The sequence below is a fragment of the Salmonella sp. 741265116_PST genome (assembly GCF_046567715.1).
Taxonomy (GTDB): Bacteria; Pseudomonadota; Gammaproteobacteria; order Enterobacterales; family Enterobacteriaceae; genus Salmonella; species Salmonella enterica.
This window is the reverse complement of record NZ_JBKFPH010000018.1, coordinates 56,621-72,358: the sequence shown is the minus strand read 5'-3', so window position 1 is coordinate 72,358 and position 15,738 is coordinate 56,621. Positions and strand designations below refer to the sequence as shown.

12 protein-coding genes are annotated in these 15,738 nt (G+C 52.1%); 10 read left to right on the top strand and 2 right to left on the bottom strand.

Annotated elements, in window-relative coordinates:
• Nucleotides 1-5: 5 nt before the first annotated feature.
• Nucleotides 6-863 (bottom strand): formate transporter FocA, encoded by an 858-nt coding sequence (gene focA, locus ACLD11_RS14145; RefSeq protein WP_183059717.1) that lies wholly within the window; start codon nucleotides 861-863, stop codon nucleotides 6-8.
• A gap of 404 nt (nucleotides 864-1,267) precedes the next feature.
• Nucleotides 1,268-3,028, bottom strand: a complete 1,761-nt coding sequence (ycaO, locus tag ACLD11_RS14140; protein WP_411011863.1) for a 30S ribosomal protein S12 methylthiotransferase accessory factor YcaO — start codon at nucleotides 3,026-3,028, stop codon at nucleotides 1,268-1,270.
• 136 nt (nucleotides 3,029-3,164) lie between these two features.
• Here ycaO and ACLD11_RS14135 point away from each other — a divergent pair, with 136 nt between their 5' ends.
• The 10 genes from ACLD11_RS14135 (at nucleotide 3,165) to lpxK (ending at nucleotide 15,724) form a co-directional block, all read left to right on the top strand.
• Nucleotides 3,165-3,857 carry a DUF421 domain-containing protein gene (locus ACLD11_RS14135; RefSeq protein WP_411015028.1) on the top strand — a complete coding sequence of 231 codons (693 nt, stop codon included), beginning with the start codon at nucleotides 3,165-3,167 and terminating at the stop codon, nucleotides 3,855-3,857.
• 185 nt (nucleotides 3,858-4,042) lie between these two features.
• The gene (gene serC, locus ACLD11_RS14130) at nucleotides 4,043-5,131 is read left to right on the top strand and encodes a 3-phosphoserine/phosphohydroxythreonine transaminase (RefSeq protein ID WP_000079590.1); all 1,089 of its coding nucleotides are present in this window, start codon (nucleotides 4,043-4,045) and stop codon (nucleotides 5,129-5,131) included.
• Between the two features lie 69 nt (nucleotides 5,132-5,200).
• On the top strand, nucleotides 5,201-6,484 hold the full coding sequence (aroA, locus tag ACLD11_RS14125; protein WP_000445190.1) for a 3-phosphoshikimate 1-carboxyvinyltransferase: 1,284 nt from the start codon (nucleotides 5,201-5,203) through the stop codon (nucleotides 6,482-6,484).
• 142 nt (nucleotides 6,485-6,626) lie between these two features.
• Nucleotides 6,627-7,388: a M48 family metallopeptidase gene (locus ACLD11_RS14120; RefSeq protein ID WP_080160292.1), complete on the top strand. Its 762-nt coding sequence runs from the start codon at nucleotides 6,627-6,629 to the stop codon at nucleotides 7,386-7,388.
• A gap of 172 nt (nucleotides 7,389-7,560) precedes the next feature.
• Nucleotides 7,561-8,244 carry a (d)CMP kinase gene (gene cmk, locus ACLD11_RS14115; protein ID WP_411011861.1) on the top strand — a complete coding sequence of 228 codons (684 nt, stop codon included), beginning with the start codon at nucleotides 7,561-7,563 and terminating at the stop codon, nucleotides 8,242-8,244.
• Between the two features lie 113 nt (nucleotides 8,245-8,357).
• The gene (rpsA, locus tag ACLD11_RS14110) at nucleotides 8,358-10,031 is read left to right on the top strand and encodes a 30S ribosomal protein S1 (protein WP_000140324.1); all 1,674 of its coding nucleotides are present in this window, start codon (nucleotides 8,358-8,360) and stop codon (nucleotides 10,029-10,031) included.
• A 155-nt stretch (nucleotides 10,032-10,186) separates the two neighbouring features.
• On the top strand, nucleotides 10,187-10,471 hold the full coding sequence (ihfB, locus tag ACLD11_RS14105) for an integration host factor subunit beta (RefSeq protein WP_000167332.1): 285 nt from the start codon (nucleotides 10,187-10,189) through the stop codon (nucleotides 10,469-10,471).
• Nucleotides 10,472-10,700: 229 nt separating this feature from the next.
• Nucleotides 10,701-12,965, top strand: a complete 2,265-nt coding sequence (locus tag ACLD11_RS14100; protein ID WP_156010150.1) for a ComEC family protein — start codon at nucleotides 10,701-10,703, stop codon at nucleotides 12,963-12,965.
• A 36-nt stretch (nucleotides 12,966-13,001) separates the two neighbouring features.
• A complete protein-coding gene (gene msbA / locus ACLD11_RS14095; protein ID WP_183059723.1) occupies nucleotides 13,002-14,750 on the top strand; it encodes a lipid A ABC transporter ATP-binding protein/permease MsbA in 1,749 nt (582 codons plus the stop codon).
• Nucleotides 14,747-15,724 carry a tetraacyldisaccharide 4'-kinase gene (gene lpxK / locus ACLD11_RS14090; RefSeq protein ID WP_000561698.1) on the top strand — a complete coding sequence of 326 codons (978 nt, stop codon included), beginning with the start codon at nucleotides 14,747-14,749 and terminating at the stop codon, nucleotides 15,722-15,724. The genes msbA and lpxK overlap by 4 nt, the downstream gene beginning before the upstream one ends.
• Nucleotides 15,725-15,738: the final 14 nt, after the last annotated feature.

Here is a 15,738-nt window from a genome sequence, read left to right as displayed (position 1 = left end):
ACAGATTAATGATGCTCGTTACCACGCAGGTAAATGACCCAGTATGTCAACCCGACCAACAAACCGCCGCCGATAATATTACCGATCGTGACCGGAATCAGGTTATCAGTGATGAAGCTCATCACGGTCAGGTGAGAAAAACTTTCCGGAGACGAACCAACCGCGGTCCAAAACGCCGGTGTAGCGAAATCGCGTATTACAATACCCATAGGAATCATAAACATGTTTGCGATACTGTGCTCAAAACCGCTGGCGACAAACATGGCGACGGGCAGTACCATGATGAACGCTTTGTCCATCAGGCTACGACCTGAGTAGCTCATCCACACGGCCAGACAAACCATCAGGTTCGCCAGAATACCGAGGCAGACAGCTTCAATAAAAGTGTGGTGCATTTTGTGGTCGGCGGTTTGCAGGACGTTAAGTCCCCATTGACCGTTGGCAGTCATATACTCGCCGGAAAGCCACATCAGTAACACGAAAAGCAGAGCGCCAATCAGGTTACCAAAATAGACGTTTAACCAGTTTTTAGCCAGTTGCCCCCAGGTGATGCGACCGCTAGCTTTAGCTACAACGATCAGAACAGTAGAGGTGAAAAGATCAGCGCCGCAAATAACACAGAGAATCAGTCCCAAAGAGAAACAGATACCCCCGATAAGTTTCGCCATGCCATAAGGCATCGCGCCAGTACCGGTTGTCGCAGTAATATAAAAAACAAAGGCAATTGAAATGAATACGCCGGCGGTAATCGCCAGATAGAAAGTCTTAAGCGGATGTTTCGTTGCTTTATAGACGCCTGCTTCTTCAGCCACTTTGGCCATTGCTGCAGGGAGTAAAAGGTCAAAAGGGTTGTCAGCTTTCACACTAACTCTCTCTTTATTAAGTCGGCGACGAGATACTAACAAAGCATTATAGATGAGAATTTGATATAGATCATATCTCGCCTGGCTTATAGGCCCGTAAATCGCATGGCTTTTATGCAATTACGGTGTAACTTTTTGATTATCCTAATAAAAATAAATTTTAAAAATTATAAATAGAGTTGAATTTTTTCCTGAATCCTCCTGCTGCACGGTTAATTAATATGGAGTAATCAACAAATAAAGTAACATCACTATGTCAATTAATTTAATATCAACAACCAATATTTAACCTGGCTATTACATTTTTCGCCGTTTAGCGAAAATAAATAAAACGGGGCCGCAAAGGCGCCCCGTAATATAACGCAGCCGAGAGGGTAAACCTACCCTAAGTCACTCATATGGCCTTATTTTGACCAGTATGCCGCTTTCGCGCGCTGTAATTTATCATACGCTTTTAACAAAGACTGATGCGCCGGGAACGCTTGTAGATCGCGGTCGACAGCCGGTAGTCCGTAAAAAGCCGCTTCACCGCTAAGCGCAGCGCTGGCGGCTTCTACAGCCTCCGCGCCATACATTTTTATAAAAGCATTGAGATATTGCAGCGGCTGACGTGCATCTTCTTGCGACAGGAGCAGCAGCGTTTGCAGGCAACGGTAATAGTTTGCGCGTGCCGGACTAAAGACCGACGAATTGAACTCCATCGTCCATTCTGTCCAGATTAGCGCCTGCTCCAAATCGCCGCCCGCTAACGCTAGCATTGCTTTTAATTCGCCGACGCGCAGTGTATACCAACCATTGTCCGCCCCGGTCGCCAGACCCAGCAGTTCACGCACGCGGGTGAAATCGTCAAAACCTTCTTCATCCAATTGTTCAATCAGATTGAGATAGTCTTCTTTATTCCAGGCGCTACCGGGCAGCGAAAGCAGAGTCTCACGAAGATGGCTACCCATATTGTTGTTGGCCAGCCACAGATCTTCTGCAGGATAAATATCAGACATTCCCGGTACGATAATACGACAGGCGTATACGCCGAGATGCTCGTAATCGGCAATGTAAACTTCTTTATCTTCAGCAGCAAAGATGGCCATCAGCGTGGCGAATTCTTCTTCGGTAGTGCCGGAGAAACTCCAGTCCGTGAACGGGTAATCGGCGTCCTGTTTGAACAGGTCCCAGGAAATCAGGCCGCTGGAGTCGATGAAGTGGGTCTCCAGATTAGTGTGCTCCGCGACTTCTTCATCATCGAACGTTGGTGGCGTGAAGACATCAAGATCTTTCAGACCGCGTCCCTGGAGTAGCTCGGTCACTGTACGTTCCAGCGCAACGCCAAAGTCAGGATGCGCGCCAAAAGAAGCAAAGCAGGTACCGTTAGCCGGGTTGAACAGCACGACGCAGATAACCGGATACTTACCGCCCAGCGAGCCGTCATAGGCGAAAATCGGGAAACCCTCGGCTTCCAGCGTGGCGATTGACTCCATTACCGCCGGATAACGCGCCATCACCTCTGCGGGAATCTCCGGCAGACTGATACTTTCCGCAATGATGCGATTTTTCACATAACGCTCGAAGACTTCCGACAGTCCCTGAACGCGGGCTTCATTACGCGTATTGCCGGCGGACATTCCGTTAGAGACGTACAGGTTGCCAATGATATTCATCGGAATATACACGGTCTGGTTATCGGACTGACGGGTAAATGGCAGACCGCAGACGCCGCGTGCTTCATTGCCGGACTGAAGATCAATTAACTGGCTTCCGGTGAGTTCATTTTCCGGATCGTAAAACGCGCGCAGACGGGCATCAAGCAAGCCTTCCGGTACGTCGTCATTTTCAGTCAGCGGGAACCACTTTTCGTTCGGGTAATGCACGAATGGCCCATTGGCGACCGTTTCGCCAAGCCAGAAATCAGCAAAGAAGTAGTTGGTTGACAGACGCTCGAAGTATTCGCCCAACGCCGAGGCCAGCGCCGCTTTTTGGGTCGCGCCTTTTCCGTTGGTAAAGCATAACGCGCACTCTTTATCGCGAATATGCACTGACCAGACGTTTGGCACCGGGTTCAGCCAGGAGGCCTCTTCGATGTGAAAGCCAAGGTCGAGTAACTTTTGTTGGAAGCGGGCGATGGAGTCTTCCAGCGCGGCGTCTTTGCCGGGAATAAATGTTTGCGTCATGAAAATCACTTTTATCGTACGGAAAGCGCGCAATGATACGGGTTTTATGTGACGGGCGCTATCTCAGCGGGACAACGGCGGAAATAAAAGTATTGGCTATGCTTTTACACAGGAATTCACAGGAAGAGCATAAAAAATGAAAGCATTTGATTTGCAACGAATGGCGCTGGATAACGTGCCGGTAGCGTTTTTGGGGGAAGTGGCGCTACGTAGCTTTTACACCTTTGCTCTGGTGTTTCTTTTCTTAAAGGTGACAGGACGACGCGGCGTACGGCAAATGTCGCTTTTTGAAGTGCTGATCATTTTGACATTGGGGTCGGCGGCAGGCGACGTCGCGTTTTATGATGACGTTCCGATGCTCCCTGTTCTGGTGGTATTCATCACCCTGGCGCTGCTCTATCGCCTGGTCATGTGGCTGATGGCGCATAGTGAAAAGTTGGAAGATCTGCTGGAAGGCAAGTCGGTGGTCATTGTTGAAGACGGCGAACTGGCGTGGGAAAAACTGCAGCGCTCGAACATGACGGAGTTTGAATTTTTTATGGAGCTTCGCTTGAATGGCGTTGAGCAACTGGGGCAGGTCAGACTGGCCATCCTGGAGACAAACGGACAAATCAGCGTCTATTTCTTTGAAAATAAAGACGTTAAACCGGGATTAAGCATTCTTCCTGAGTACTGTACGCCACGCTTTATCGTGGCGCCGGAGGCTGGCGACTATGCCTGCGTGCGTTGCAGTGAAGTGATACGCATGAACGCCGAGGAAAAGCAATTATGTCCGCGCTGCGCAAATCCAGAATGGACGAAGGCAAGCCGGGCTAAACGCGTTGTTTAACAGCGAAAATATCGGATTTATACGGTTAATCCGGAAGATTCTGTTGTGTGACGCACGCCGCATTTTCTCCTCGCATTGTTTTACCCATTGCGGCGCGTGTCACTGAATGATAAAACCGATATTCACATGAATAACGTTTGCCTGATGTCTGTCAGGCAGGAAACAATGCAGCGTGGTGAGGGGAAATGGCTCAGGTCTTTAATTTTAGTTCAGGTCCGGCGATGCTACCGGCGGAAGTACTTAAACTGGCGCAACAGGAACTGCGTGACTGGCACGGTCTTGGTACGTCGGTAATGGAAATTAGCCATCGAGGCAAAGAGTTTATCCAGGTCGCTGAAGAGGCGGAGCAGGATTTTCGCGATCTCCTTAATATCCCCTCCAACTATAAAGTTTTATTTTGTCACGGCGGCGGTCGCGGGCAGTTTGCTGGCGTGCCGCTCAATCTGCTGGGCGATAAAACCACGGCGGATTATGTCGATGCCGGTTACTGGGCGGCGAGCGCCATCAAAGAAGCCAAAAAATACTGTGCGCCGCAGATTATCGACGCCAAAATCACCGTTGACGGCAAACGTGCCGTAAAACCGATGCGCGAGTGGCAGCTTTCCGATAACGCCGCTTATTTACACTATTGCCCGAATGAGACCATTGACGGCATCGCCATCGATGAAACGCCTGATTTTGGCCCGGAGGTGGTCGTCACGGCGGACTTTTCTTCTACCATTCTGTCTGCGCCGCTGGATGTCTCTCGCTATGGCGTAATTTATGCTGGCGCGCAGAAGAATATCGGTCCGGCAGGACTGACGCTGGTTATCGTCCGGGAGGATCTGTTAGGCAAGGCGCATGAGAGCTGCCCGTCCATCCTCGACTACACCGTCCTGAATGATAACGACTCAATGTTTAATACGCCGCCGACTTTCGCCTGGTATCTTTCCGGTCTGGTGTTCAAATGGTTGAAAGCGCAGGGCGGCGTGGCGGCGATGCACAAAATCAATCAGCAAAAAGCGGAGTTGCTGTACGGTGTGATTGATAACAGCGATTTCTACCGTAATGATGTCGCGCAGGCTAACCGTTCGCGGATGAACGTTCCGTTCCAGTTAGCGGACAATGCGCTGGACAAGGTCTTTCTGGAAGAGTCTTTCGCTGCCGGTCTGCACGCCTTAAAAGGGCACCGTGTTGTTGGCGGTATGCGCGCTTCTATCTATAACGCCATGCCGATTGAAGGGGTGAAAGCGCTGACCGATTTCATGATCGATTTTGAGCGTCGCCACGGCTAAAACGTTTCTTTTTCATCCCCACGGCCAGTCTGTGGGGTTTTTATTTCTGTTTTTTGAGAGTTGAGTTTCATGGAATCCCTGACGTTACAACCCATCGCGCGGGTCGATGGCGCCATTAATTTACCTGGCTCCAAAAGTGTTTCAAACCGTGCTTTGCTCCTGGCGGCTTTAGCTTGTGGTAAAACCGTTCTGACGAATCTGCTGGATAGCGATGACGTCCGCCATATGCTCAATGCCCTGAGCGCGTTGGGGATCAATTACACCCTTTCTGCCGATCGCACCCGCTGTGACATCACGGGTAATGGCGGCGCATTACGCGCGCCAGGCGCTCTGGAACTGTTTCTCGGTAATGCCGGAACCGCGATGCGTCCGTTAGCGGCAGCGCTATGTCTGGGGCAAAATGAGATAGTGTTAACCGGCGAACCGCGTATGAAAGAGCGTCCGATAGGCCATCTGGTTGATTCGCTGCGTCAGGGCGGGGCGAATATTGATTACCTGGAGCAGGAAAACTATCCGCCCCTGCGTTTGCGCGGCGGTTTTACCGGCGGCGACATTGAGGTTGATGGTAGCGTTTCCAGCCAGTTCCTGACCGCTCTGCTGATGACCGCGCCGCTGGCGCCTGAAGACACAACTATTCGCGTTAAAGGCGAACTGGTATCAAAACCTTACATCGATATCACGCTAAATTTAATGAAAACCTTTGGTGTGGAGATAACGAACCATCACTACCAACAATTTGTCGTGAAGGGCGGTCAACAGTATCACTCTCCGGGTCGCTATCTGGTCGAGGGCGATGCCTCGTCAGCGTCCTATTTTCTCGCCGCCGGGGCGATAAAAGGCGGCACGGTAAAAGTGACCGGGATTGGCCGCAAAAGTATGCAGGGCGATATTCGTTTTGCCGATGTGCTGGAGAAAATGGGCGCGACTATTACCTGGGGCGATGATTTTATTGCCTGCACGCGCGGCGAATTGCACGCCATAGATATGGATATGAACCATATTCCGGATGCGGCGATGACGATTGCCACCACGGCGTTGTTTGCGAAAGGAACCACGACGCTGCGCAATATTTATAACTGGCGAGTGAAAGAAACCGATCGCCTGTTCGCGATGGCGACCGAGCTACGTAAAGTGGGCGCTGAAGTCGAAGAAGGGCACGACTATATTCGTATCACGCCGCCGGCGAAGCTCCAACACGCGGATATTGGCACGTACAACGACCACCGTATGGCGATGTGTTTCTCACTGGTCGCACTGTCCGATACGCCAGTCACGATCCTGGACCCTAAATGTACCGCAAAAACGTTCCCTGATTATTTCGAACAACTGGCGCGGATGAGCACGCCTGCCTAATTTTTCTGTTGCGCCAGTCGACAGGCTGGCGCGCCGAGTCCGCATTCGCACTATTTTTACAATTATGACTAATGCTAATTTGTTGATGATTTAACACATTGATTTATGTGTTTTTTATAATAGTTATCAACGGAAGATTAGTATGAAAAATAAATCATTACTACTGGCGGTGGCGATTTCCGCTACGCTACTGGCAGGATGTAAAAATGGCGTGAATGGCAATTTAATCGCCAGTTCCGGCATGTCAGCCTACAAAGCCGCCACACTGTCCGATGCGGATGTTAAGGCATTATCTAATAATGCCTGTAAACAAATGGACAGCGAGAATCAACTGGCAGGTTCAAAAAGCAAATACACCAAACGTCTGAGCAAAATCGCCAAAGCGCTGGGTAACAACATTGACGGTACGCCGGTTAGCTATAAAGTCTATATGACCAGCGATATCAACGCATGGGCAATGGCGAACGGTTGCGTTCGCGTATACTCCGGCCTGATGGATCTGATGACCGATAATGAAATTGAAGGCGTACTGGGCCATGAACTGGGCCATGTCTCTTTAGGGCACTCCCGCAAGGCGATGCAGACCGCCTATGCCACGTTGGCGGCTCGCGATGCGATTTCCGCCACCAGCGGCGTCGCAGCGCAGCTTTCCCAGTCTCAATTGGGCGATCTGGCGGAAGACGTCATCAATTCGGCGTTTTCTCGCAGTCAGGAGTCGGATGCGGATGACTTCTCTTACGATCTGCTGAAAAAACGCGGGATTAACACCCAGGGCTTAGTCACGGCATTCGATAAATTCGCCACAATGGACGCAGGTCATGCAAAATCATTGATGGACTCCCACCCGGCCTCAGCCGATCGCGCGCAGCATATGCGCGACAGAATTGCCGAAGATAAAAAGTAAATCATTGTCATCTTTCGGGCTGGTTTCTCGCCGGCCCGCTATAATTGCGCAATTATTCCGCATCTGATTACAGACAAAACTGGTTTTTGCACGCAACGTTAACGGTCGCGAGCGTTGGCGCGTATAATGCGCGGCGTTTACGTTAACGGTACGCCTGTTTAAGGAGATAAAGATGACGGCAATTGCCCCGGTAATAACCATTGATGGCCCAAGCGGTGCAGGTAAAGGCACCTTGTGCAAAGCAATGGCGGAAGCATTGCAATGGCATCTGCTGGATTCCGGCGCGATATACCGCGTACTGGCGCTGGCGGCATTGCACCACCATGTCGATCTCGCCTCTGAAGATGCGCTGGTGCCGCTGGCGTCCCATCTGGACGTGCGTTTTGTCTCAACGGACGGCAACCTGGAAGTTATCCTGGAAGGCGAGGACGTTAGCAGCGAAATTCGTACGCAGGAAGTCGCGAACGCGGCATCCCAGGTGGCGGCATTCCCACGCGTGCGTGAAGCGCTTCTTCGCCGCCAACGTGCATTCCGCGAAGCGCCTGGTTTAATCGCCGATGGACGCGATATGGGGACCGTGGTCTTCCCGGATGCGCCGGTAAAAATTTTCCTTGACGCCTCCTCGGAGGAACGTGCGCATCGACGTATGCTACAGTTGCAGGAGAATGGCTTTAGTGTTAACTTTGAACGCCTTTTGGCCGAGATCAAGGAACGCGACGATCGCGATCGTAATCGCGCTGTAGCGCCGTTAGTTCCTGCTGCTGATGCATTAGTTTTGGATTCTACCCGATTAAGCATTGAGCAAGTGATTGAAAAAGCGTTACAATATGCGCGCCAAAAATTGGCTCTCGCTTAAATGCGACCGAATTTGTAGTACCCCCGTTGCAAAGGATTGACAGCGGGTATGTTAAACAACCCCATCCGGCACGGAGCCAGGTGGACGTTAAATATGAAACCTGAAGATTAAACATGACTGAATCTTTTGCTCAACTCTTTGAAGAATCCTTAAAAGAAATCGAAACCCGCCCGGGTTCCATTGTTCGTGGTGTTGTTGTTGCTATCGACAAAGACGTAGTACTGGTTGACGCCGGTCTGAAATCTGAGTCTGCCATTCCGGCTGAGCAGTTCAAAAACGCCCAGGGCGAACTGGAAATCCAGGTTGGTGACGAAGTTGACGTTGCTCTGGATGCAGTAGAAGACGGCTTCGGTGAAACTCTGCTCTCTCGTGAGAAAGCTAAACGTCACGAAGCATGGATCACGCTGGAAAAAGCTTACGAAGATGCTGAAACTGTTACCGGTGTTATCAACGGCAAAGTTAAGGGTGGCTTCACTGTTGAGCTGAACGGTATTCGCGCGTTCCTGCCGGGTTCTCTGGTAGACGTTCGTCCGGTGCGTGACACTCTGCACCTGGAAGGCAAAGAGCTTGAATTCAAAGTAATCAAGCTGGACCAGAAACGTAACAACGTTGTGGTTTCTCGTCGTGCCGTTATCGAATCCGAAAACAGCGCAGAACGCGATCAGCTGCTGGAAAACCTGCAGGAAGGCATGGAAGTTAAAGGTATCGTTAAGAACCTCACTGACTACGGTGCATTCGTTGATCTGGGCGGCGTTGACGGCCTGCTGCACATCACTGATATGGCCTGGAAACGCGTTAAGCATCCGAGCGAAATCGTGAACGTTGGCGACGAAATCAACGTGAAAGTGCTGAAATTCGACCGCGAGCGTACCCGTGTATCCCTGGGCCTGAAACAGCTGGGCGAAGATCCGTGGGTAGCTATCGCTAAACGTTATCCGGAAGGTACCAAACTGACCGGTCGCGTGACCAACCTGACCGACTACGGCTGCTTCGTTGAAATCGAAGAAGGCGTTGAAGGCCTGGTTCACGTTTCCGAAATGGACTGGACCAACAAAAACATCCACCCGTCCAAAGTGGTTAACGTCGGCGACGTAGTGGAAGTGATGGTTCTGGATATCGACGAAGAACGTCGTCGTATCTCCCTGGGTCTGAAGCAATGCAAATCTAACCCGTGGCAGCAGTTCGCAGAAACCCACAACAAGGGCGACCGCGTTGAAGGTAAAATCAAGTCTATCACTGACTTCGGTATCTTCATCGGCCTGGACGGCGGCATCGACGGCCTGGTTCACCTGTCTGACATCTCCTGGAACGTTGCAGGCGAAGAAGCAGTTCGTGAATACAAAAAAGGCGACGAGATCGCTGCAGTTGTTCTGCAGGTTGACGCAGAACGTGAACGTATCTCCCTGGGCGTTAAACAGCTCGCAGAAGATCCGTTCAACAACTGGGTTGCTCTGAACAAGAAAGGCGCTATCGTAACCGGTAAAGTCACTGCCGTTGACGCTAAAGGCGCAACTGTAGAACTGGCTGACGGCGTTGAAGGTTACCTGCGTGCTTCTGAAGCATCCCGTGACCGCGTTGAAGATGCGACTCTGGTTCTGAGCGTTGGCGACGACGTTGAAGCTAAATTCACTGGCGTTGATCGTAAAAACCGCGCAATCAGCCTGTCTGTTCGCGCGAAAGACGAAGCTGACGAGAAAGATGCCATCGCAACTGTTAACAAACAGGAAGATGCAAACTTCTCTAACAACGCAATGGCTGAAGCATTCAAAGCAGCTAAAGGCGAGTAATCCTCTGAAATTTCGGGCCTTTTAGTCCGAAGTATAACGAGATTACTTGACAGATTGCAGATTTCGGCCTGTAATCAAGCACTAAGGGCGGCTACGGCCGCCCTTAATCAATCTAACGGCTGCAGCCAATTTGTCTTTAAGGAACCGGAGGAATCATGACCAAGTCAGAATTGATTGAAAGACTTGCAACCCAGCAATCTCACATTCCCGCTAAGGCGGTTGAAGACGCGGTAAAAGAGATGCTGGAGCATATGGCCTCGACTCTTGCGCAGGGCGAGCGTATTGAAATCCGCGGTTTCGGCAGTTTTTCTTTGCATTACCGCGCGCCTCGTACCGGACGTAACCCCAAGACCGGCGATAAAGTGGAACTGGAAGGAAAATACGTTCCTCACTTTAAACCGGGTAAAGAACTGCGCGATCGCGCCAATATTTACGGTTAAGTTTTAACGCAAAACTTGAACCCGAAAAAAGCACCGTCAGGGTGCTTTTTTCATTTATACGCCGTCAGGCGCAAACGCTATTCGACTGAAAACTGGAAAACGTTTCGCATTTTTTGCTGCGTCTTACATTTATCAGGTAAAAAACCTGGAATCCGCGCCGTATAGCACAAAATCCCCTCCAGACAATGGCGTCCTGAACCTGCACACTTTCCCGCACAGGGAGGTGTCTATGAAGATAACGACGGTCAGCGTATGCGTAGTATGCGGAATACTTCCGCTCATGATATTGCCAGTATTACCTGACACGTGGATTCTCGCGGTGCTGTTTTGTCTGGCATGTTTGCTTTGCCTCATACCCCATCACTATGCGCGCTACGCGGCATTAACCTTGCTCTTTTTCATGTGGGGGATATTTGCCGCCAGGCAGGCCATCTGGGCGGGAAACGTCCTGCCCGCCGCGACGCAGGAGGCGACAGTCGTCATTACTGCCACCGATCATATGACCACTCATTATGGGCGAATCACCCATTTGCGTGGAAAGCCGCTCTTTCCTGCTGTAGGGATTGTCCTGCATGGCCAGTACTTACCCACGGAAGTGTGTGCCGGGCAACAGTGGGCGATGACGCTGAAGGTCAGAGCGGTACACGGACAGCTTAACGAAGGCGGTTTTGATAGCCAACGTTACGCGCTGGCGCAGCACCAACCATTGACCGGGCGTTTTCTACAGGCTAAAGCGATTAACCCTGAGTGTAGCTTGCGTGGGCGCTATCTTGCTTCGATTCGCGCTACGCTTGCGCCTTATCCGTGGCAACAGGTTATTCTGGCGTTGGGAATGGGGGAGCGGGGAGAGGTGTCGCAGGAGGTGAAGGCCGTTATGCGCGATACGGGGACTGCCCATTTGATGGCGATTTCCGGCCTGCATATCGCTTTTGCCGCGTTATTGGCTGCCGGATTAATCCGTGGTGGACAATTCTTTTTGCCGGTCAGATGGATTCGTTGGCAGACGCCATTGCTGGGCGGCATTCTTTGCGCGATATGTTATGCCTGGCTTACCGGCTTACAACCGCCTGCGCTGCGCACGGTGGCGGCACTGAGCGTCTGGGGAGGATTAAAATTAAGCGGACGACAGTGGAGCGGCTGGCAAGTCTGGTGCTGCTGTCTGGCCGCGATTATTTTCGCCGATCCTGTGGCGGTTATATCACAAAGTCTTTGGCTGTCAGCATTTGCGGTTGCCGGCCTGTTATTCTGGTATCAGTGGTTTCCTGCGCCAAACGGAAATTTTCCACGGGGCTTACGTTGGTTGCTTAACCTGCTTCACCTACAGGCAGGCATTACACTTCTGCTTTTGCCTCTCCAGGTGGCGCTTTTTCATGGCATAAGCGTTACCGCAATGCTGGCGAATCTTTTTGCCGTACCCTGGGTCACATTTGTGACGGTTCCACTCATCCTGGCGGGAATGATTCTGCATTTAACCGGGCCGTTTTTTCTTGAAGAGTGGGTATGGTACCTGACCGATCGCGCGTTAGCCGCGCTATTTTACCTGTTGAATGCTTTACCGCAGGGCTGGGTGAATATTGATAACCGTTGGCAGTGGCTGACGTTTTTGCCCTGGCTAATGCTTATCGCGTGGCGATTAAACGTCTGGCGTACCTGGCCGGCGGTCTGTTTATGCGGGTTATTGTTGATGAGCTGGCCACTCTGGCGGCCGATAAACGCCAGCGGATGGCAGGTGCATATGCTGGATGTCGGTCAGGGGCTGGCGATAGCGATCGTCAGGGGCGATAAAGTAATACTCTACGATACCGGTCGGGCATGGCCGGAGGGCGACAGCGGGCAACAGGTTATTATTCCCTGGTTGCGCTGGCATAATCTGACGCCGGAGGGCGTTATTTTGAGTCATGAGCATCTGGATCATCGGGGCGGGCTGCGTTCGCTACAGCAGGTCTGGCCGTCAATGTGGATTCGCAGCCCGTTAGGCTGGCAGGGACATTTGCCCTGTTTTCGCGGCGAGCAGTGGCAATGGCAGGGGCTAACGTTTCAGGCGCACTGGCCGTTACGCGAAAGTGCCGATCGAGGAAATAACCGTTCTTGTGTGGTCAAAGTGGATGACGGTGTACATAGCATCCTGCTCACGGGCGATATCGAAGCGGGCGCTGAACAAAAAATGCTAAGTCGTTACTGGCGACATCTTGCGGCGACGTTTATCCAGGTGCCGCATCATGGTAGTAATACGTCGTCGTCGCTACCATTTATTCAGCGCGTACATGGTGAAGCGGCGCTGGCGTCCGCATCGCGCTATAACGCATGGCGGCTGCCGTCCCGCAAGGTAAAACAGCGCTACCGACAGCAGGCGTATCAGTGGTTTGATACACCCCACCAGGGGCAAATTTCGCTGCTGTTTTCTCCGCAGGGCTGGCGCATACAAGGCTTACGGGATCAAATTTTACCTCGCTGGTATCATCAGTGGTTTGGCGTGTCCGAGGATAACGGGTAGAATATGCGGCTATTTCAACAAATGCTGGTTTTTTGAATGCATAACGATAAAGATCTCTCTACGTGGCAGACCTTCCGCCGACTGTGGCCAACCATAGCGCCTTTTAAAGCAGGTCTGATCGTGGCGGGCATAGCGTTAATTCTCAACGCAGCCAGCGATACCTTCATGCTATCGCTCCTCAAGCCATTACTGGATGATGGTTTCGGTAAAACGGATCGCTCAGTGTTGCTGTGGATGCCGCTGGTGGTTATTGGGCTGATGATATTACGAGGCATCACTAGCTATATCTCCAGCTACTGTATTTCATGGGTGTCAGGCAAGGTGGTAATGACCATGCGCCGTCGCCTGTTTGGCCATATGATGGGAATGCCCGTCGCCTTCTTTGATAAACAGTCTACCGGTACGCTGCTGTCGCGTATTACATACGATTCAGAACAGGTTGCCTCTTCTTCATCTGGCGCGCTGATTACCGTGGTGCGTGAAGGGGCATCGATCATCGGATTGTTTATCATGATGTTCTATTACAGCTGGCAGCTGTCGATCATCCTGGTTGTTTTAGCGCCGATTGTGTCGATTGCGATTCGCGTTGTCTCAAAGCGGTTCCGCAGCATCAGTAAAAATATGCAGAACACGATGGGACAAGTGACTACCAGCGCTGAACAAATGCTGAAAGGACACAAAGAGGTACTGATTTTCGGCGGTCAGGAAGTCGAAACGAAACGCTTTGATAAAGTCAGCAATAAGATGCGACTGCAAGGCATGAAAATGGTCTCTGCCTCGTCAATTTCCGATCCTATCATTCAGCTCATTGCCTCGCTGGCGCTGGCGTTTGTCCTCTATGCTGCGAGCTTCCCAAGCGTAATGGATAGCCTGACGGCAGGGACCATCACCGTGGTGTTCTCCTCCATGATCGCGCTGATGCGTCCATTAAAATCGCTGACAAACGTTAACGCGCAGTTCCAGCGTGGGATGGCGGCTTGTCAGACGTTGTTTGCGATTCTGGACAGCGAACAGGAGAAAGATGAAGGTAAACGTGTCATTGACCGCGCGACCGGCGATCTCGAATTCCGCAATGTGACGTTTACTTACCCGGGCCGTGAAGTGCCGGCATTGCGTAACATCAATTTGAAAATTCCTGCCGGGAAAACCGTGGCGCTGGTGGGGCGTTCCGGATCGGGTAAATCAACTATCGCCAGCCTGATCACCCGTTTCTACGATATTGATGAAGGACACATCCTGATGGATGGTCACGATCTACGCGAATACACTCTGGCCTCTCTGCGTAATCAGGTGGCGCTGGTTTCGCAAAACGTGCATCTGTTTAACGACACGGTCGCCAATAACATTGCTTATGCCAGGACGGAAGAATACAGCCGCAAGCAGATTGAAGAGGCGGCGCGCATGGCCTATGCCATGGACTTTATCAACAAGATGGATAATGGCCTGGATACCATTATCGGCGAAAACGGCGTACTGCTTTCCGGCGGTCAGCGCCAGCGTATCGCGATTGCCCGCGCCTTACTGCGCGACAGCCCGATTCTGATCCTTGATGAAGCTACGTCTGCGCTGGATACCGAGTCTGAACGTGCGATTCAGGCAGCGTTGGATGAGCTGCAGAAAAACCGTACCTCTCTGGTGATTGCGCACCGTCTCTCCACCATCGAACAGGCGGATGAGATCGTTGTAGTCGAAGACGGCATTATCGTTGAGCGCGGCACTCATAGCGAGCTGCTGGCGCAACACGGCGTTTACGCCCAGCTACATAAGATGCAATTTGGCCAATGATTGCGCGTATCTGGTCGGGTGAATCCCCGCTATGGCGGTTACTGCTGCCGCTCTCCTGGCTGTATGGCCTGGTGAGCGGGGCGATTCGTCTGAGCTATAAGCTTGGTTTGAAACGCGCCTGGCGAGCGCCAGTACCGGTGGTTGTGGTAGGGAATCTTACGGCTGGCGGTAACGGTAAAACCCCCGTAGTCATTTGGCTGGTGGAAAAGCTGCAACAGCGTGGCGTGCGCGTGGGGGTCGTTTCCCGCGGCTACGGCGGGAAAGCTGCCGCTTATCCGCTACTTCTGACGCCGGAGACGACAACCGCAGAAGCGGGAGATGAACCGGTATTGATTTATCAACGGACCGGCGCGCCTGTCGCGGTAGCGCCTGAACGCGCCGCGGCGGTGAAAGCGATTCTGGCGGCGCATAATGTGCAGATTATTATCACTGACGATGGGTTGCAGCATTACCGACTCGCGCGAGATATTGAAATTGTGGTGATTGACGGCGTGCGCCGCTTTGGCAACGGCTGGTGGCTTCCTGCCGGTCCTATGCGCGAACGCGCCAGTCGCCTGAAAACCGTGGACGCCGCTATCGTGAATGGCGGCGTCGCCCGGGCAGGCGAAATACCCATGCAGCTAGCGCCTGGACTGGCGGTGAACTTACGTACGGGAGCGCGTTGCGATGTGGCGCAACTGAGCAATATTGTGGCGATGGCGGGCATCGGTCATCCGCCGCGCTTTTTCGCGACGCTGGAAGCCTGTGGCGCGCATCCGCAAAAGTGCGTCCCGCTGGCCGATCATCAAACGCTCGCCCCTGCTGACGTTCAGGCGTTGGTCGGTGAAGGGCAGACCCTGGTAATGACGGAAAAAGACGCGGTGAAATGCCGTGCTTTTGCCGAAGATAACTGGTGGTTCTTACCGGTTGATGCGCGTTTGTCCGGTGAGCAGCCTGATAAGTTGCTTGAACATATCACCTCGCTGGTTCGCTAGCGTACCCCAATGCT

Bases quoted from the DNA above. Each gene is read 5' to 3' on its own strand.
- rpsA (WP_000140324.1), top strand. From the start codon at position 8,358: ATGACTGAATCTTTTGCTCAACTCTTTGAAGAATCCTTAAAAGAAATC.
- msbA (WP_183059723.1), top strand. From the start codon at position 13,002: ATGCATAACGATAAAGATCTCTCTACGTGGCAGACCTTCCGCCGACTG.
- lpxK (WP_000561698.1), top strand. From the start codon at position 14,747: ATGATTGCGCGTATCTGGTCGGGTGAATCCCCGCTATGGCGGTTACTG.
- aroA (WP_000445190.1), top strand. From the start codon at position 5,201: ATGGAATCCCTGACGTTACAACCCATCGCGCGGGTCGATGGCGCCATT.
- ycaO (WP_411011863.1), bottom strand. From the start codon at position 3,028: ATGACGCAAACATTTATTCCCGGCAAAGACGCCGCGCTGGAAGACTCC.
- ACLD11_RS14120 (WP_080160292.1), top strand. From the start codon at position 6,627: ATGAAAAATAAATCATTACTACTGGCGGTGGCGATTTCCGCTACGCTA.
- cmk (WP_411011861.1), top strand. From the start codon at position 7,561: ATGACGGCAATTGCCCCGGTAATAACCATTGATGGCCCAAGCGGTGCA.
- ACLD11_RS14135 (WP_411015028.1), top strand. From the start codon at position 3,165: ATGAAAGCATTTGATTTGCAACGAATGGCGCTGGATAACGTGCCGGTA.
- serC (WP_000079590.1), top strand. From the start codon at position 4,043: ATGGCTCAGGTCTTTAATTTTAGTTCAGGTCCGGCGATGCTACCGGCG.
- ACLD11_RS14100 (WP_156010150.1), top strand. From the start codon at position 10,701: ATGAAGATAACGACGGTCAGCGTATGCGTAGTATGCGGAATACTTCCG.
- ihfB (WP_000167332.1), top strand. From the start codon at position 10,187: ATGACCAAGTCAGAATTGATTGAAAGACTTGCAACCCAGCAATCTCAC.